Source organism: Frigidibacter sp. RF13 (genome assembly GCF_026626305.1).
Lineage (GTDB): Bacteria > Pseudomonadota > Alphaproteobacteria > Rhodobacterales > Rhodobacteraceae > TMP-24.
The window spans coordinates 37,920-55,375 of sequence record NZ_JAPNUE010000004.1 but is presented as its reverse complement, the minus strand read 5'-3'; the positions used below and the strand labels follow the sequence as shown (position 1 = coordinate 55,375).

The window sequence follows — 17,456 nt, the reverse complement described above, 5'->3', positions numbered from 1 at the left end:
CTCAGAGGTCGGGCAGACCGATCTCGAAATAATGGACGGCAATGCGAACACTTCCCCCTGCAAAACTCCCCCCCGTCGCATCAAGCTGCATTGGCGTCGCGGAATAGAAGGCCGTCGGCTGACCGAGGACGCCGCGCGCGAAAGCGTTGGCCGTGGTTCCAAGGCCCGACCCGTATCGGCCGACAGCACCGGGATTTCCAAGCTGCCAGCTGGTCAGCGTGCCGGTAATTGTGGCCAAGACGCGCGCGGTCGCGCCGAGAACGACCGCGTTCGGCGGGATCAGGTTCGCCGTCGTCGAGAGGGTTCCCGCAGTCACCGTATGGTCGATCTCCGCAACCTTCGCGAGCATTCCGGCATTGTTGGACGAAAGCGTGAGCATGCCGGCCCGCCAAACCGTCCCGTCATGAATAGCCTGAATACCCTCGTCGAGCAGCAGGGCGCGCCAGCCGCGCTTGGGTGAGACGAAATCCCAGCCGCCGTTTCGCCCGACCGCCAGCGCCCCGTCCTGCCCCGACCATTCGTTGACCGCGCCCGCCGGAACCGACCAGACAAGACCGTCACCGATCACGACAGGTGGAACCGCAAGCGTCCGCGACTGGATGGTGAGCTGCACGAGTCCGTCGAGCCGCGACAGCGCCTCGTTCATTGTTACATGCTTTTGGGCCTGTGCAGCCTGCAGCAGCGGAAGGCCAAGTTGCGCAGTGTCAGTCATTGATCGTGATCTCCGTGAAAGGCCCGGGCCCGAATGCGTCGGACAATTGAGCGACAAGAAGCCTGAAGGTCTGTCCGCTGGTTCCGTCGGCCGTCCGCATAGAGCCCGAGTAGATCCAGTCGGGGCTGCCAAGCGTCACCTCGCGAACCATCGCGCTGCCGAGCACCACACGCAGCAGATATCGCTCGCGCAGCTCGCCCAACGGCACGTCATAGGCGGACCAGCTGTCGCCATCGATCCGCGTCCGCCGGATCCAGTCGACCGCATAGTCGCCGAGAGATGATCGACGCGCCCGCAAGTGACAGGGCGAAAGCGGTCGAAGACCTATCCCGGAGAAAGCCTCCGCGACATGCACGTAGGAGGGGTCAGTATAGGGGCGCTTTGCCGCGCCGATCCGGTAGTGCCTGAGAAGGTCGCGCTCTGCGATCGAAATCGACAGCTGCTTCGGCGCCCCGTTCATTAGCACGACCCGGCTGCCTGGAGGCCAACCGCCGCCAACTGCGGTATCGGTGCCCGCCTGCCCACGAAGCCGCATCGACAGATCATACGTGTCGGGTGCTACTAGAACCGCGTCGCGGAACTGCAGAAGCTCCCAATTGCCGGCGCTCCCGTCGCCGATCGCTAGAAGATTGGCGCCGTTGAAAAGCTGATCACCAGTTACCGACGCGGGCGCACCGCCGGTTACCCTGACCCTGAGCGCCGGACCGCGATCCCACACGCCATGATGAGCTGGATCGAGCGTTGATAGCGTTTCACCGATGACGGATCGTGCACTGATCTGCCTGTTTAGCCGGTAACCCGCGTCCAGATCCGATGAATAGACCGCGACCGCGCCGGGCCAAGGCGTGGCCGTGACAGCGACATGCGGCTGATGTTCCACCTCGTTGCCGGACATCAGCGGCAGATCGAGAATGGAGAACGTGACCGGGACCGGCGGAACGAACGCTCGAGGCGTTACCCGCGCCTCGGGTTCATCGGAAGGCAGATAGACCGCCGGTTCCACCCGGACGGCCTCGACTGCTATAGCGCCGGCGCGTTCGATCCGGTCGATCCGGTAGGCGCCGCTTGTGCCATCGGTCAGTTGGACGACATCACCGGTGCCGATATCTCCGAGCGACGGCGGCAGCGCGAATTTCGCCCCGTCTCGCGCGACACGCGCCTCAATCAGCCAGCGCTCGACCATTCGTCGCGCTTCCGGCTGGGTGAGCGAGAGGTTCACCTCTGACTGCGATACGCTTGTCGTCTCTTCGTCGGGAAAGATCGCCTCGACCGCCCGCGCCTCATAATCGGCTTCGGCCTCGACGAAAGACAGCCGCACCCGCCCGGCGACCTCCGCCTCCATCGCTCTCATGGTCTCGACAAAGCCTGACAGGTCGTCGGTCGTAGCAAGACCGTCTTCTCCGACCACATGGTCGGGTCGCCCGTCCCGCATCCGGAAAACGAGTGTCCCGTCGCGCTCAAGTGCCTCGAAGCCATAAGCAATCATCAAGGGCTGTATCGCCTGCCGCGCGGTGCTGACGTCCGGAACCGCATAACCACGGACAAGACCATATAGACCCGACACGTCGAACGCGGTCAGACCGGCACGACCGCATATCTCTGCGACCACACTGGACAGGGGCTGCACCGTGGTACGTCCGCTCACCCAATGGCCGCGACGATAGTTCGGGCCGTCCGACCAAGCGGTATCGTTGCCTGGAAACTGCGGGAAGGGCCGCGCGTCCCAGCACCAGACATGCGCACGATCCATGTCGACCATGGACGCGCCGTACACGCCGGAAATCGGATTATTTACGGGATCCGCCCAGAAATCGATCATCGCGCGCAGATATTGCATCTGGATCAGATCGTCGCGCCGCCCATTCGAATGCACTGGCAGCACAGATTCCGATGATTTGGGATCAAGGAACTTGTTCGGTTCGTTCGTGCCCTTGTCGATCGCCGCACAGCCATATTCTGTGAACCAGATCGGCTTCGAGCCCGGCACCCAATCCGTCGCAACTGCCTGGCGGACGCCATTCAGCCGATTGTGGTGCGCATTCTCCCACCAGCCACGAATATCTTTGACCCGCCAGACCCAGGGTTCGCCATACGCTCCATCGGTGATCGGGGTCCGGCGCTGCGCTGCGCGCTCCTCCGGCGATCCATAATACCAATCGTAATATTCGCCGCCCGCGACATTCGCCTTCAGATAGTCGATGTCGTAGATGGACCCCCAACTCTCATCCGTATGCCCCTCCTCGTCGCGCCAGTCTGACAGCGGCAGGTAATTGTCGATGCCGATGAAATTTATGTTCGGGTCGGACCAGAGCGCATCGAGTTGGAAGTAGAGATTGCCCTGACCGTCGTCGTAACTCCCATATTCCGACCAGTCAGCGGCATAGGAGATCTTCACCGAAGGCCCGAGGATCGATCGTACGTCCGCAGCAAGCGATCTTAGCTCGTCCACCGTCGGGAAGCTGTCAGACGCGCCGCGGATCTGTGTCAGACCGCGCAGTTCCGATCCGATGCAAAAGGCCTCGACCCCGCCCGCCGCTGCGCAGAGCTTCGCGCAATGCAGGATGAACCGGCGGTAGGACCATTCGTTCGGGCCGATGTAGCTTATCGTGCTGCCGGAACTGGAAAAGTTGCCCGGTGCGGCGGCACCGAAGAAGCTTTCAACCTCGGCAGTGGCGGCGGCGGTCCGGTCCGGCGTCCCGGCGCGCCCCGGCGCAACCGACAGGGTGATCCGCCCACGCCAGGGCAACGCCGGTTGATCGCGCGCACCCGTCCAAGGGTCAGGCAGGCCGTTACCCGCGAGCTGATCCATCAGCACGAACGGGTAGAACATCACCTCCTTGCCCGACGCATGAATAGCCTGAATCGCCTCGACCACCGACGCGTCCGAAGGTGTCCCGCCATAGGCCGGACGCCCCGAAATCCGCACCACCTCTTCGGCCTCCGAACGGTCGATCCCGCCCGCGCGCCAGGCCAGCGGCACACCATCGACGCTTGCATCCTCGACCTTGGGCTTGATCGTGCATTGCCCTGCCCGGAGGTCGCTACCGAACCAGCTGACGACCAATGACACTGACTGGCACGCCGGCAGCTCGACGCCAAGCGTCCGGAGCGAAACCGCCATGTCAGTCCCGCCCGCCGGGCTGTGGATATTGGCCGACACATTCTGGCCAAGCGCGCGCGGATAGTGGACAGGCGTCGTCGCAAGTGCATATTCCCCGGTGCCGGGAATAAGTGCCACCCCCTTGATCCCGCGCGAAAGATCGGGCGCCTTGTCGATCAATGGCCCCTGGGCTTGCCGGAAGACCTCGAAGGAGAACTGCGGCACCCGGTTGCCATAGGGCGCAAGTTCCAGATCCTCGAACACCACATAGGCCGTGCCGCGATAGGCGGGCACCTGCCCCGCTCCTTCAATCGCCTCGATCTTGGGGTCGGGAAGTTGTGTCTCGCTGCCGGTGTAGACGCGCATGTTCAGGCTGCCCGGCGCGATCTCTACCCCATCGGCCCAGACGCGATTCACCGCAGCGATTTCGCCTTCGCATAACGCAAGCGCAAGGCTGACCGAGTAACTATATTCCTTAACAGTGGTCGAAGGCTGCGGCGCGCCCTTACCCCCACCGGTTTCAGTCGTCGTCGTCTTCTCCAGAAAGCGCGAGGCCCAGATCACCTGCCCCGCAACGCGCATCCGACCCCAGACCTGACCGACCGGCGCGCCCTCGCTTGCACCGCTCAATCGGAAGCGGTCGATCTTTCCGGTTTCGACAGTTTGTGAACCGGGGCCCATCAGCCGCTGATCGATCGCCCGCCCAATGGTCGCGCCGATCACCCGGCCGATCACCGCGCCTGACAGCCCAAAGATGGTGCCGCCAAAGCCCGCGCCAATCGAGGCGCCGGCAGCCGACAGTAAGATCGTCGCCATTCATCTTTCTCCCTCGGGGAAGGTAAAACGCGCCACGATCCGGCGCGCCCAGGGGGCGGAAAGCGGGCTTTCGACGACCGCATGCCCGCTATATGCATGGATGAAACCCGGCCCATCCGACCCGCGGCTAAGGATGCCCAGATGCTTGGCCACCCCGCCATCTCGCATGCGGAAAAGCGCGACCTGCCCCGGAAGCACATCCGCACCATTTGCGACGGGAAGCAAATGCCTCAAGGCCGCGGCCCAAAGCAGTTCCTCCCCACTCGGCTCGGACCAGTCTGCCGTATAGGCCGGCGGCAGTTCCGGCTCGCACCCGTAAAGGTCTCGCCAAACCCCACGGACCAGCCCCAGACAATCCGCACCTGCGCCGCGTGCCGATGCCTGATGGCGATAGGGCGTCCCGATCCATTTCCGCGCCGCCAGAACAGCACGTTCGCCTACCTTCATCCGTTCAGGCTCCCGCCATCGTTCAGGCTCCCGCTCGTCGGGAAAGACATGAGCCAGTCCTCACCCGGTATGTCCGGAAAGCCTCGGAAATTTAGAAAATTCGCGAATTTCAGCCGGCAGGTATCTTCGCGCTTGTTGCAGCCCGCCTCGATCCTGACCTGATCGCCCGCTTCCGGTGAAAGCCCGAAAGCCTGCCACACTTCCACCACCCGCGACCCGTCTACGCCAAGGCGATCGTTCTTCACTACGCCGACCAGGCCCGCAGCCTGCCCGCCCAAAACGACCAAGCGCCCCTTTTCGAAGAAACGATCCTCATATCCCGTAAAGGACGCGAATTTGAATATCCGCGCACCCGTTACGACCTCGACCGGACGTTCATCGCTGTATCCGGGCTGGTTCAGATCGAATCCGCAACGCGCGTCACCCAAGATGGCCGAGCAGTGCCCGTGATAGATACGCCCCTGCGGCTGATTGAGCCTCTCTGACAGGCCGCGCAACTCTGCCGTAAACGACCCGCCTGACCGGTTGACCTCGCCGATGGTACCCGTGAATTCACGCGCCCGCACCGCAACATCCGCCCAGTTGACGATCCAGGCCGTCACCTCGGCGCCATCATAGCGACCGGCAAGAATATCCTCTTCGGTGATCGCGTCCGACCGGAGCGCACCAAACGCCTCGCTGTTATCGACCGACAGGCCGGTGCCCATCTGCAGCGCCCGCGCCGTCAGTCCGGTGTCCGCGCGATAAGTCACACCGCCAAAACTCAGATCGCGGTCATGGTCGGTAAAGCCAAACGTCAGGCCATCCCTGCGCCTCAGCGCGAAGCAGCGCGCAATCGTGGTCGAACCACTGGCAAGATGGGTTTTGAGTGCATCCGGATAACTCAAAGCCGCACCTCCACCACCGGCACATGCGGCACATCCCCCGCCTGGAACGAGGCGACTGAGACCTGGATCCGGTCAACATCGAAGCGCACCGGCACATCAAATTCGAACCCCGCCGTCACCTGCTCGCTGACGGCGGGCGGCGTGGCGAAGGTCACGACCCCGCTCGCGTAATCGACTGTGTACTGCAGGCTTTCCTTCACCTCGTCGCCCTGCAGCCCGACACGCACCGTCCCGACGACGGGTTTGGTGATCCGCCGCACCTGCGCCGACGGGCCGGACGAATAGGTTTTGCTCAGCTGGAAATCGGTCACAACCCCGTCGCCGACGCCGATCAACTGATCCTCGTATCCAACCGCAACGGAAGACCGGCAGCTCTTGTAGTCCGCCCAATCCTTCCAGCGGAAGGCATGTAGCTGCCCCTGCCGCGCTTCGAAAAAGGCGATCAGCTCCTCGATATCATCGAGGCTCCTCAGCGACACACCCGCATCATAGCGCCGCCGTGCCTCGGCCCAGGGGGTGTTGCGTTCTTCGAAGCCGTTGGTCAGCGTCACCACCTCCGTGCGCCGCTCCGGCCCGCCGACCGACCCGAATGACAGGTTCGCCGGAAATCTGACTTCATGAAAGGCCATGCGTCCCTCACCTGTTTCTGTCGCCACGCGCAAGCGCCCGCGCCATCTGAGCCGCGATCTGGCTCTGGCTTCGCTCGAAACCCTTCACGTCCGGTGTGGTGACATTCACCGTCACATTCACGGGCCGTCCCCCGCCTGCCGTCTGCACGCCAAGACGCCCGTCGGCACCACGCGCCAAGGGCATGATCGCCTCCGGCCCCGCCTCGCCCATCAGCCCGCGCCCGTTCCGCATCGTAAACACGGTCGGACTCGACACCACGCCGCCCCGCGCGAAGGGCATCACCCGACCCTGCGCAAACCCGGCCCCGTTCGCGAACGGGAAAAGGCCCGACAGCATGTTGTTCATTCCGGTCGCAATCGCCCCACCCACCGCAGTCTGGATCGGCCGCATCGCGACATTGTAGACATTGTCGATGATCGACTGGCCGAGGCTCTTTAGCGCATCCGACAGTTTCATCCCATCGAAGATCACGCCGTCAAACGCACTCCTCAAGCCCCGCCCGATCCCCAGCGACAGGGTATTCACCTCGCGAGAGGTGAAGATTATGCTGTCCTTCATCCGCACGAGTTCGCTGTCAAAGGCGGCGGCCACAGCCTGCGCACCGCCAAGCGACTGCTCCAGCGCCTGTACCTGCGCCTGAAACCCGTCGATACCATCCGTCCCGAACGGTCTATCTTCCGCCATCACCATCCTCCTTTCGTCCATCCGGCCAGGCTGCGATCAGCGCCTCAAGCCGGCTGCGCCCCATGGGCTTCACCGCGCCCGGATCGCCGAGCATCAGCGCCAGCTCTGCGGGTGTCAGTCGCCAGAACTCCTCGGGTCGAAGGCGCAACCCCTGCATCCCCGCCCGCATCAGGCCGGGCCAGTCGAGCCCAGCCCTCATGCCTCCGCCTCTGGCAAGGTGAAGGCGCGCGCCAGCAGCTCTGCCGCGATCCTGATTGCTGCGAGCGGCCCGCCACCGATCTCGGCACCGCTCAGGTCGGCGGCGCTGCCGCGCCATCCTCCGCCCCTCAGTCCTGCCAGCAGCACGGCGATCACGTCACGGGTGGAAAAGCGCCCGCTTTCGAACCTTTCAACGAGATCGAGAAGCGAGCCCGTTACCAAACCCGCCTCCAACTCCGCCAGCGCGCCCAGTGTCAGCTTTGCAACCAATGGCGCCCCGTTCAGAACAACCTCGACCTCGCCCGCCCAGGGGTTCGCCATCAGATTGCCGTGAAGCTCAGGACACCGGCTGAGGCGAGCGACAGCTCGTAGGTCGCCTCGCCGTTATAGCTACCTGCGTATTCGATCGCGGTGATCTGAAAAGGCCCTTCGACGATGCCGAAATCCGGGATGATCACCTGAAAGACCTCGACCGTGCCCGCGAAGAAAATCTGCCGCGCCCGATCGTCGGTATTGGCGTCAACGAACACGCCGGAACCGGAAACGCTTGCCGAACGCACCCCCGCGCCCGACAGAAGCTCGCGCCAGCCGCCCTGACTTTCCAGGCTCGTCACATCGACCGTTTCCGCATTGAAACTGATCCGCGTCGCGCGAAGCCCGGCGACCGTCGCGAAATTCGCGCCACCGAGATCGAGCTTTATCAACAGGTCCTTGCCGTTTTGGGCCACCATGTCCATTCTCCGAATTGTGAAGGAAAGAGGCGGCAGGACCCCGCCTTGAACCGTTCATTGGTTCGATTTATGATATTTTTTCGCGCCTAGTCCTCGATGCGCGCCCGGAAGACCAGGTCGATCCGGCGCACATCCGCGTCCTCGACCCGCCGCGCCCGCGCCCGAAGGAACCAGAGCCCGACAAGATGCCCGCGCGCCAGTACCAGCGTCGCGCCGGTCAGCGCATCCGACACGGCCGCAGCGACCGCCTTTGCGTTCTGAAATCCCGCCGCATCGGTCACCACGGAAATGGTGAACTCATGCTGCGCGCCGCCTTCGGTTTGGCTGGACGCATCCTTAGCCACCTCTGGCCCGATCGACACATAGGTGCCCGCCGTATTGCCCGGCGGCACGGAATCGTAGATCGCGCCAGCGACCAGCGCATACAGCGGACTATCCGCCACCAGCCGCTGATAGATCGCCGCCTGCAAGGCGGCGGCCGCACCGTAGCTCATGACAGCACCTCTTCGTTGGCGTAGCAGGTCAGATAGTGCCCGCGCAGATCCGCCTCGGCCACAGCCGTGATCCGGTAGACCCGCCCACCCTCGCTGAAGCGCTGTTCGGGTCGTGGCCGTGAAGGTGCGCCTTCCGGTGCCCCCCTGACCGTGATCCGGTAGGTAACCTGCGACACGGTGACGGATTCCCCCGCCCTCTCGCGCCCGGTCACCGGCTCCACCGCCGCCCAGAGCGTGCCGCGCGCCGTCCAGATCAGAGAAAAGCCGCCCGCACCGTCCGACACCCTGACAGCCTCTTCCAGCGTCAGCCTGCGATTGAGACGCGGCGTCGTCATGCCTCACCCCCGCCCAAGACTCGCACTGTGCGCCAACGTTCGATCAGCGCCATCACCCCGAAGGGCAGCGCGGTCGCCCGGTCGCCCACCTCATGCCGGTTCTCGTGGTAGTGCGCGGCCAACAGGAAGACCGCCTGCGCCAGATCGACCGGCACATCGGCCCAGGCGGGGCCGAACCCTGCGGTGAAGGCGATCTCCACCGTTCCGTCGGTCGGGATCGACGGCAGCGACCCGCCAACACCCGCGATCTTCGGCCGGTGCGCGTCGCGAACCAGCCGATAGGCGGTGCCGGGAAGCACGGTCGGTGCACCGGCTGCGTCCTTCAGCGTAAGCGAGGCGATCAGTGTCACCGGCGCGACCGGCAGCGCCTCGGCCGACGCCCCGCGCCAGCCGTCCAGCACCCACAGGAAATCCCGCGCCAAAAGCGCCTTGCCGATCCGCCCCTCGATCGCGGCGATCGCCGCGCGCAGATAGGTCTCGGCCAGGGCATCCTGCACCCCGTCGTCGGCAAACCCGCTGCCCAGACGCAGATGGTCCTTGAACGCCTGTACCGGCAGCGCCGATCCGGGCACCACACTCGTCTCTGTCAGCATCATCAGGGTTTTCTCCGAATTCCAGGCCCCGCCCGTGGGCGCGGGACCCCGCCTTGCGGCCAGGGACCCACATTGCTCGGACGGAGGGAGCAGCTAGACAATGCGGGCCGGGGCCCGCGCCCGGGGGTACGGCCAAAAGGGGCCGCCCCCATTCGGCGTGATCAGGTGGTCGCGAACTTCAGAAGCTTGATCGCGTTGAAGTCTGTGACATCGCCGCCCACGCGCTTGGTCGCGTAGAACAGCACGTTCGGCTTGGTCGAGAACGGATCGCGCAGGATGCGCAGGTCCGGGCGTTCCGCCACCGTATAGCCCGCATGGAAATCGCCGAAGGCGATCGCATAGGCATTGGCGCCGATGTCAGGCATGTCCTCGGCGATCAGTACCGGATAGCCCATCAGACGCGACGGCTCGCCCAGCGCCAGCCCGTCCGACCACATGAAGCGGCCATCGGCATCCTTCATCTTGCGCACCGCACCTGCGGTCTTCGAATTCATCAGGAACGTGCCGTTCGCCCGATATTCGGCGCCAAGCGCATAGACCAGATCGACGATCGAGTCCGACGCATTGGTCGCCGCGAAATCGCCTGCCGCGCCCGTCGGGATATAGCCGAGCTGTCCCCAGGCCCAGGAAACGTTGGTGATCTTGTTGTAGTTCAGGATACCCTTCGGCTTGTCGATCCCGTCGCCGTTGATAAAGGCCGCCGCCTCGGCGCGGGCGAACTTGTTGGCGATCCGCTCGGAAAGCCAGCCCTCGACGTCGAAAGCCGCGTCATCCAGCAGGCGCTGGCTGATCTTCGGCATCGCCGCAAGCTCGTGCAGCTTGATCGAGATGCGCTCGATGGTCGGCGTCGCGGTTTCAGCGAAGGCGGCAAGTTCCGTTGCCCAGCCCGAACCAAGGTCGGTGCGGTCGATCACCACATCGAAGGATCCGCTTTCGACATTCACCACATTGGCGACGGCGCGTACCGACACGGTCGAACGCAGCACGCCCTGGATACGTTCGGCCATCTCGGGATTGATGAGGTAGCCGCCGTCGGCGCTCACCGCCGTGTTCATCGCCTTGCCTTCCAGGCTCAGGCCGCGCAGGCCGTCATCCTCGCCATGGCGGACATAGGCCGCGAAGGCTTTCTGATGCGGCGCGTCCGTATCGGCTGTGACAGACAGCGCCGGACGCCCGGCGGCATAAGTTTTGCGATCCAGCATGGTCAGTCGCTCTTCCTGTTGTTGAAGCTTCGATTTCAGTTCGTCCTGAAAGCCTTTGAACTCGCTGACAAAACCAGCGATCGCGGCCTTCACTTCCTGGGCCGGAGCGTCGGACACGCCTTCCCCGGCCCGAGATTTCACCTCGGTCTTCGTCATACCCATCACCTTCGTCAGGGGTTGCGTTCAGCGGGCCCTAGCGGCCCGCCAGCCTCCGGCGCGCGTCGGCAAAGACCGCCGCCAGGTCTTTCAGGTCGGCCACCAGCGCGTCCGCGCCCTTCGCGCCGATCCTCGCCTCGGGAAGCATCGGGAAGGTGACAAGCGACACTTCCCACAGCTCCACCTCACGCAGGAGCCTCTGCCCCTTCGCGTCCTTCTCGGCCCTCACCGTGCGATAGCCGATCGACAGGCCGTCTATCGCCCCCGCCGCGATCAGCGCCGCCGCCTCGCGGCCCTTCTCCACGTCCGACAGAAGCCGCCCGAGCACCCGCAGGCCCTTGCCATCCTCGCGGATCTCGTCCCAGACGCCGATCGGCTGCGCGGGGTCGTGCTGCCACAGCATCTTGACCTGCCGCCCCTCGGCCTTCAGCCGGGCAAGCGACCGGCCATAGGCGCCTGCCACCACGACGTCTCCACCTTGATCGCCCACGCCGAACAGCGAGGCGTAACCCTCGATCCGCACACCGCCTTCGACCGTCACCGCCTCGCCGAGGCGCGCGAACTTGGTCTCTAGCCCCATCCATTCCGTCTGCATTCCCGCCCCCTATTTCGGAGTAAACTCAAGGATCGACTGCGCCGCCTGGGCAAGCATCACGCCCACCACGCCGAAAACGGTCATCCAAAGCCGCTTCTCGACGCCGCCGATCATCGCCTCGATCCGTTCAAGCCGCCGCTCGACCGTCTCGAACTGCAACGACATGATCTTCTCGGTCGCCTCGAACCGGTGCTCATGCGCGCATTCGAATGGCTCTTTGAGGTAACGCGACCCCGCCCCGCTCATGCATCGCCCTCGTCGCTCAAGCGCGGCAGGCCAAGGATCGCGCGCTTCTCGGCATCGGTCAGGAAACTCGCCGCCCCCACGCGCGCCCACTGTTGGTCGCGCTCGACCGCAAGTGCAGGAACCTGATCGAGGTCGGGCTTCATCTCCACCCGCTCCCCCAGATGCGTCGACAGCCAGTAGGCCACCGCCGCCGTCACCCGCGTCGCCAAAGGCAGAACCGTCAGCCGGTAGAAGGCGCGGTTCGCCTCCTGATAATTCGCGTAAGTCGCATCCCCCGGAATGCCCAAGAGCATCGGCGGCACCCCGAAGGCCGTCGCGATCTCGCGCGCCGCCGCCTCCTTGGTCTTCTGGAATTCCATGTCCGACGGGCTGAACCCCATCGGCTTCCAGTCAAGCCCGCCTTCCAGAAGCATCGGACGCCCGGCGTTGCGCGCGCCCTGATGATGCATTTCCATCTCGCCGATCAGCCGGTCATACTGGTCGGGCGACAATTGCCCCTGCCCGTCCACGCCCTTGTAGACAATCGCGCCGGATGGCCGCGCGGCATTGTCCAGAAGCGCTTTAGACCAGCTCGATGCCGAATTATGGACATCGATCGCCACCGCCGCCGCCTGCAAGGGCGACAGGCCATAATGGTCGTCCTGCGGATGGAAGGCCTTGATATGGCAGATGGGATCGACCGGCCCCCGCATGTCGAACCGATGCTTGCGGCCCGAGACCGTATAGTCATAGGCCACCGGCCAGCCATCCGCCCCCGGCACCAGGCTCATCCGGTCAGAGCGCAGCACATGCAGCTCGACCGGCAACCCCTGATCGCCCACCGCCTCCACATAGCCATTCCCGGTCAGAAGGATCTGGCCGTAAAGCGCCTCGAACAGCTCCGCCCGCCCCTGCCCCGGATTGGGACGGCTGATCAGATCCTGCAGCGGATGGATGTCGAACCGCCGCTCCTGATCCTGACAGACGAGCGGCAAGGCCGCCGCCGCCTCGGCGATCAGCTTCACCGCCCGGAACCCGACCGGATTGCCGGAAAAGCCGGTCTTCGTCAGACTCACCACATCGCGCGGGCTCCAGGCCACGCGTCCCGACGACCCCCAGGCGATCACCCGGCCGGTGGCCGAGGCCTTGGCCTCGGGCGCACCCGTGCCGCGGCGGAAAATGTTCCAACCCATGCCCAACTCCATGTTCCTGCTTGTCGCCCCGGCGCCGATCCCGGCGCACGCGGTGGAAATGACGGCGATCAGATCGCCCGCACCTGCGGGCGAAGCGCCCCGAACCGCGCCGCATCGATCATCAGATCGGTCAGCGCCCACACGAGCGCATCGACGCGGTCGGGACTGCCCTTGCCCTGATAGCCCTGCCGGGTGACCAGACACATCTGGTCCTCCAGCACGCCAAGATGCCGCCCCGGCCCCGTCGCATGCCCGACGCGGCCCTGTTCATACAGCGCCGCGACCGGCTCGGCCCGCGCCACCTTGTTGGTACTGGCCGACACCTTCCTGACCGGCAGGAACGGATCGACCGCCCTCAGCACATCCTCTACCAGCGCACCGCCCTGATTGACCTCGGCCACCACGCGCGAGGCGCCATGCCGGTGATAGGCCGACACCACGGCCTCCGCCCATTTCTGCGGGCTGCCGCCGGTAACTGTCGCATCCTCCAGCACCCAGGCTCGCCAGTCCTTCGGCGGCCCCTCGGTCACCGCTCCAACCACCACGATCCCGCATTCGTCCGACCCGGGCTTTCCGGCAACCGACGGATCGACCCCGACCACGATCCGGCTGAAACTCTCCGGCGGTTCAGCCCGCGCCGTCTCGATCATCTCGGTCGTCCAGAGCGCGCCCTCGAAATCCTCCAGAAGCACCCCGTCCAGTTCCTGCCGGCCCAGCCGCGTTCCGTCATAGCGCGCCCGGATCTCCTCAAGGAACGAGGCGGCCAGATAGGCCTTGTTCGCCTCGGTCGGCGCATGGGTCACGACCGTCGAAGGGTTCTTCAGGATCGTTTTCAGAACCCCCACATTCTTCGGCGTCGTCGTCACCACCTGCCGGGGATGGCTGCCGAGCCTCAGGGCAAACTGCAACATGTCCCAGGTCTCCTGCCCCTTTTTCCATTTCGCCAGTTCGTCCACCCAGGCCGCATCGAATTGCGGACCCCGCAGGCTCTCCGGTTCATGCGCCGAGAAAACATATGCCATCGCTCCGTTAGGCCAGACGAGCCGCCGCCGCCCCGCCTCCCAGACCGGGCGCCGGTCGGGCGGCGAACAGGCAAGGATGCCGCTCGGCCCGAAAACCATCACCTCGCGCACCTGATCGATCGTCTCGCCGACCAGCGCGACCGACTTCGCCCGACCCGGGTCCAGGGGCCGCGATCCCTCGACCTGCGCCCTCACCCATTCGGCGCCCGCCCTTGTCTTGCCCGCGCCGCGTCCGCCCATGATCACCCAGGTCCGCCAGGCGCCTTCCGGCGCCATCTGGTGCGGCAGGGCCCAGAATTCGAAGAGCCAGGGCAGCGCCATCAGCGCCTCGTCGGACAGTTCGCCCAGAAAGCTCTCAACCGTCTCCGGCGTCGCGGAGGCGAGCCAGGCGGCTGCCGATCTCAGCTCGGGCCGCGTCGAGGTCGAGGGCGTAATCGTAGGCGATTCCTTCGTGCTGCTTGCTGAGTTTGGCAACCTTTGACCTTTCCTCTAACACCAGGAGAAGCAGTTGGCGCATCTCCCGTACCGCCTGCGTGGCCGATTTGGCCTCGATCTCGCCGGCCTGGATCTTCAGGATCGCGGCGTGAACATCCGCGACGACCATGTCATAAAGCGCCTGCGTGGCCTGAGCGGGGCCTTGCGGCTCCGGCTCCGGGTCCCCGGCGGTAAATCTCACTGTCATTCAGCCCCGCGCCTAGCTAGTGCCTGTCCGCACGAGCGAAACGAAAGAGCGGCGTCTGGGGTCACCCCCGCGCCGCTCGCCCATTTCTTCTAGCATGCCCGAAGGTATAACTTGGACCGGGCGCCAAGTCAAGATGAAAATCGAATGATATCAAAATGTTATGCGAACGACGCCGTAACGATTTGTTAAGGCGCCCTCATCGTCGCGCTTCGTGCGCTCTTCGTTCCGCCCGACGAGAAGCGAAGCGCCCGAGGAGGCGGGCGCCCCGATATCTCAGTTCCCCTGCCCCTGCTGCGCCTCGATCTCGCGCCATTTGGCGACGTTCTTGTTATGCTCGGCAAGCGTTTCGGCAAACACATGGCCCCCGGTGCCATCGGCCACAAAGAACAGGAACTTGCTCTCTTCCGGATGCAGCGCCGCCTCGATCGCCGCGCGCCCCGGGTTGGCGATCGGCCCGGGCGGCAGCCCGTCGATGACGTAGGTATTGTAGGGCGTGTTCGACCTGAGCTCGCTCTGCCTCAACCCGCGCCCCAGCACGCCCTGCCCCTTCGTCAGACCGTAGATCACCGTCGGATCGGTCTGAAGCTTCATCCCGTCCCGCAGGCGGTTCAGGAACACGCTCGCCACCAATGGCCGCTCTGCCGCCACGCCGGTTTCCTTCTCGACAATCGAGGCCATGGTCAGCGCCTCTTCCGGCGTCTTGTAGGGCAGCCCCTCGGCGCGGCCCTCCCAAAGCTCCGCCAGCGCCGTCGCCTGGTCGGCCTGCATCTCTGCCAACAGCGCCGCGCGGTCGTCTCCCTTCGTCACCTCATACTGCTGCGGCGAGAGCATGCCCTCCGCAGGGATCTCCTTCACCTCGCCGGTAAGGAAATCCGCGCGCGACAGCGTATCGACCACCTGCCAGCTCGTGACCCCTTCCGCGACGGTGATCTTCAGCCGCACATCGGGATCCTCAGCGAACCGGGCATAGTCGGCCGGCACGCCGTCCGCCACTGGATCGAATTTCAACACCTCGACCAGCTTCTGGCTTTCGGGGTCCAGCTCGCTCACCCGCACATCGGCGCCGTTGACCCCGATCCGGTAGTTGATCTCCGTCCCGCAGGTCGACTGGCCGGTCCCGGTGATCGTCTCGACGATCCCCGCCATCGGCGCACCGGCCTTGATCAGATAGGATCCCGCCTTCAGCGCGCCAGTCCGGCCGGAATAATCCGCGCCCACCTTGAAGATATAGGGATGCGCCACTGCGCCCCGATCTGCCAGCGTCTGCGCAACCGAGCGGAAGCTCGCCCCGCGTTCAACCTTCAGGCAGATTGCCTGCGCCAGCGGCCCCGGCCCGAGATATTGGTTGCGAGACCACCCCAGCAGCGCCGCCAGCGCGACCAACGCCACGACCAAAAGTGTCAGCGCATTCGCAGCGACATGCTTCCACATCAGGCGCCGACCCGGCCCAAGACCAGCGAGGCATTGGTGCCGCCAAAGCCGAACGAGTTCGACAGGGCCACATCGATCACCCGCTTGACCGCCTTTTTCGGCGCGAGGTCAAGCTTCGGCTCCACCGCCGGATTGTCGAGGTTGATGGTCGGCGGCGCGATCTGATCGCGCAGCGCCAGCACGCAGAAGATCGCCTCGACCGCGCCCGCAGCCCCCAGAAGGTGTCCGATGGCCGATTTCGTCGACGACATGGTCGCCTTGGCCGCCGCATTGCCCAATAGCCGCTCGACCGCGCCCAGCTCGATCGTGTCGGCCATCGTCGATGTGCCATGCGCGTTGATATAGTCGATCCGGTCAGGCGTGATCCCGGCGCGCTTCAGGGCCGCCGACATCGAGCGGAAACCGCCATCGCCATCCTCGGACGGCGCGGTGATGTGATAGGCATCGCCCGACAGCCCATAGCCCAGCACCTCGGCATAGATCTTCGCGCCGCGCGCCTTGGCATGCTCATATTCTTCCAGCACGACGCAGCCCGCGCCCTCGCCCATCACGAACCCGTCGCGATCCGCATCATAGGGGCGCGAGGCTTTGGTCGGATCGTCGGCGCGCTTGGTCGACAGTGCCTTGCAGGCGTTGAACCCTGCGATGCCGATCTCGCTGATCGGGCTTTCAGCGCCACCCGCGACCATCACGTCGGCATCCCCCCACTGGATCAGCCGCGCCGCATCGCCGATGGCATGCGCCCCGGTCGAACAGGCGGTGACAACCGCATGGTTCGGCCCCTTGAACCCGTAGCGGATCGAAACCTGCCCCGAGATGAGGTTGATCAGCGCGCCCGGGATGAAGAAGGGCGACACCCTCTTCGGCCCCTTTTCCTTGATCAGGACCGCTGTCTCGGCAATCGAACTCAAGCCGCCGATCCCCGATCCGATCATCACGCCGGTGCGCAGACGACTTTCCTCATCCTCTGGCATCCAGCCCGCATCCTCGACCGCCTGCTGGGCGGCGGCCATACCGTAGAGGATGAAGTCGTCGACCTTGCGGCGGTCCTTCGGTTCCATGAACTGATCGGGATTGAACGTCCCGTGCGACCCGTCGCCGAAAGGGATTTCGCAGGCATAAGCCGTCACCACGTTCGACGTATCGAATCGCGTGATCAGCCCCGCACCCGACTGGCCCGCGATCAGCCGCTTCCAGGTCTCCTCCACACCGCAGGCAAGCGGCGTGACCATTCCAAGACCCGTGACAACCACCCGACGCATGGCGCCTCCTCATGCCCTGTTGTTTGCCGTCTGATAGCAGCCCGCCAAAGCCCACGCAACC

Annotated in this window: 20 protein-coding genes; all 20 read right to left on the bottom strand. The window is 64.9% G+C overall.

Annotated features, from left to right (window positions below; all coding sequences use genetic code 11):
- Position 1 precedes the first annotated feature (1 nt).
- A complete protein-coding gene (locus OU426_RS10140) occupies positions 2-712 on the bottom strand; it encodes a DUF2793 domain-containing protein (protein WP_267633869.1) in 711 nt (236 codons plus the stop codon).
- The gene (locus OU426_RS10135; RefSeq protein ID WP_267633868.1) at positions 705-4,628 is read right to left on the bottom strand and encodes a baseplate multidomain protein megatron; all 3,924 of its coding nucleotides are present in this window, start codon (positions 4,626-4,628) and stop codon (positions 705-707) included. The genes OU426_RS10140 and OU426_RS10135 overlap by 8 nt, the downstream gene beginning before the upstream one ends.
- Entirely contained in the window at positions 4,629-5,075 is a 447-nt protein-coding gene (locus OU426_RS10130) for a C40 family peptidase (protein ID WP_267633867.1), read from the bottom strand. It abuts the gene before it with no gap.
- Positions 5,072-5,962 carry a phage/gene transfer agent baseplate hub protein gene (locus OU426_RS10125; protein ID WP_267633866.1) on the bottom strand — a complete coding sequence of 297 codons (891 nt, stop codon included), beginning with the start codon at positions 5,960-5,962 and terminating at the stop codon, positions 5,072-5,074. Before OU426_RS10125 ends, OU426_RS10130 begins: the two co-directional genes overlap by 4 nt.
- Positions 5,959-6,591: a DUF2460 domain-containing protein gene (locus tag OU426_RS10120; protein ID WP_267633865.1), complete on the bottom strand. Its 633-nt coding sequence runs from the start codon at positions 6,589-6,591 to the stop codon at positions 5,959-5,961. The genes OU426_RS10125 and OU426_RS10120 overlap by 4 nt, the downstream gene beginning before the upstream one ends.
- A gap of 7 nt (positions 6,592-6,598) precedes the next feature.
- Positions 6,599-7,276 (bottom strand): RcGTA-type gene transfer agent tail tape measure protein, encoded by a 678-nt coding sequence (locus tag OU426_RS10115; RefSeq protein ID WP_267633864.1) that lies wholly within the window; start codon positions 7,274-7,276, stop codon positions 6,599-6,601.
- Positions 7,263-7,475, bottom strand: coding sequence for a rcc01693 family protein (locus OU426_RS10110; RefSeq protein ID WP_267633863.1), 213 nt, complete (start codon positions 7,473-7,475; stop codon positions 7,263-7,265). Before OU426_RS10110 ends, OU426_RS10115 begins: the two co-directional genes overlap by 14 nt.
- Complete coding sequence (locus OU426_RS10105; RefSeq protein WP_267633862.1) at positions 7,472-7,795, bottom strand: gene transfer agent family protein; 324 nt, start codon at positions 7,793-7,795, stop codon at positions 7,472-7,474. The genes OU426_RS10110 and OU426_RS10105 overlap by 4 nt, the downstream gene beginning before the upstream one ends.
- Positions 7,795-8,205 carry a phage major tail protein, TP901-1 family gene (locus tag OU426_RS10100; protein ID WP_267633861.1) on the bottom strand — a complete coding sequence of 137 codons (411 nt, stop codon included), beginning with the start codon at positions 8,203-8,205 and terminating at the stop codon, positions 7,795-7,797. The genes OU426_RS10105 and OU426_RS10100 overlap by 1 nt, the downstream gene beginning before the upstream one ends.
- Positions 8,206-8,291: 86 nt before the next feature.
- Entirely contained in the window at positions 8,292-8,699 is a 408-nt protein-coding gene (locus OU426_RS10095; RefSeq protein ID WP_267633860.1) for a DUF3168 domain-containing protein, read from the bottom strand.
- Positions 8,696-9,034, bottom strand: coding sequence for a phage head closure protein (locus OU426_RS10090; RefSeq protein ID WP_267633859.1), 339 nt, complete (start codon positions 9,032-9,034; stop codon positions 8,696-8,698). The genes OU426_RS10095 and OU426_RS10090 overlap by 4 nt, the downstream gene beginning before the upstream one ends.
- Positions 9,031-9,630 carry a head-tail connector protein gene (locus tag OU426_RS10085; RefSeq protein WP_267633858.1) on the bottom strand — a complete coding sequence of 200 codons (600 nt, stop codon included), beginning with the start codon at positions 9,628-9,630 and terminating at the stop codon, positions 9,031-9,033. The genes OU426_RS10090 and OU426_RS10085 overlap by 4 nt, the downstream gene beginning before the upstream one ends.
- 158 nt (positions 9,631-9,788) lie before the next feature.
- Entirely contained in the window at positions 9,789-10,985 is a 1,197-nt protein-coding gene (locus OU426_RS10080) for a phage major capsid protein (protein WP_267633857.1), read from the bottom strand.
- Positions 10,986-11,022: 37 nt separating this feature from the next.
- Positions 11,023-11,565 carry an HK97 family phage prohead protease gene (locus tag OU426_RS10075; RefSeq protein ID WP_267634063.1) on the bottom strand — a complete coding sequence of 181 codons (543 nt, stop codon included), beginning with the start codon at positions 11,563-11,565 and terminating at the stop codon, positions 11,023-11,025.
- A 24-nt stretch (positions 11,566-11,589) separates the two neighbouring features.
- Positions 11,590-11,826, bottom strand: a complete 237-nt coding sequence (locus tag OU426_RS10070; protein ID WP_267633856.1) for a GTA head formation protein, RCAP_rcc01685 family — start codon at positions 11,824-11,826, stop codon at positions 11,590-11,592.
- Entirely contained in the window at positions 11,823-12,998 is a 1,176-nt protein-coding gene (locus OU426_RS10065; protein ID WP_267633855.1) for a phage portal protein, read from the bottom strand. The genes OU426_RS10070 and OU426_RS10065 overlap by 4 nt, the downstream gene beginning before the upstream one ends.
- Before the next feature lie 68 nt (positions 12,999-13,066).
- On the bottom strand, positions 13,067-14,425 hold the full coding sequence (locus OU426_RS10060) for a DNA-packaging protein (RefSeq protein WP_506737136.1): 1,359 nt from the start codon (positions 14,423-14,425) through the stop codon (positions 13,067-13,069).
- Positions 14,376-14,702 carry a hypothetical protein gene (locus OU426_RS10055; RefSeq protein ID WP_267633853.1) on the bottom strand — a complete coding sequence of 109 codons (327 nt, stop codon included), beginning with the start codon at positions 14,700-14,702 and terminating at the stop codon, positions 14,376-14,378. Before OU426_RS10055 ends, OU426_RS10060 begins: the two co-directional genes overlap by 50 nt.
- Before the next feature lie 273 nt (positions 14,703-14,975).
- A complete protein-coding gene (gene mltG, locus OU426_RS10050; protein ID WP_267633852.1) occupies positions 14,976-16,133 on the bottom strand; it encodes an endolytic transglycosylase MltG in 1,158 nt (385 codons plus the stop codon).
- Entirely contained in the window at positions 16,133-17,395 is a 1,263-nt protein-coding gene (gene fabF / locus OU426_RS10045; RefSeq protein ID WP_267633851.1) for a beta-ketoacyl-ACP synthase II, read from the bottom strand. The genes mltG and fabF overlap by 1 nt, the downstream gene beginning before the upstream one ends.
- Positions 17,396-17,456: the final 61 nt, after the last annotated feature.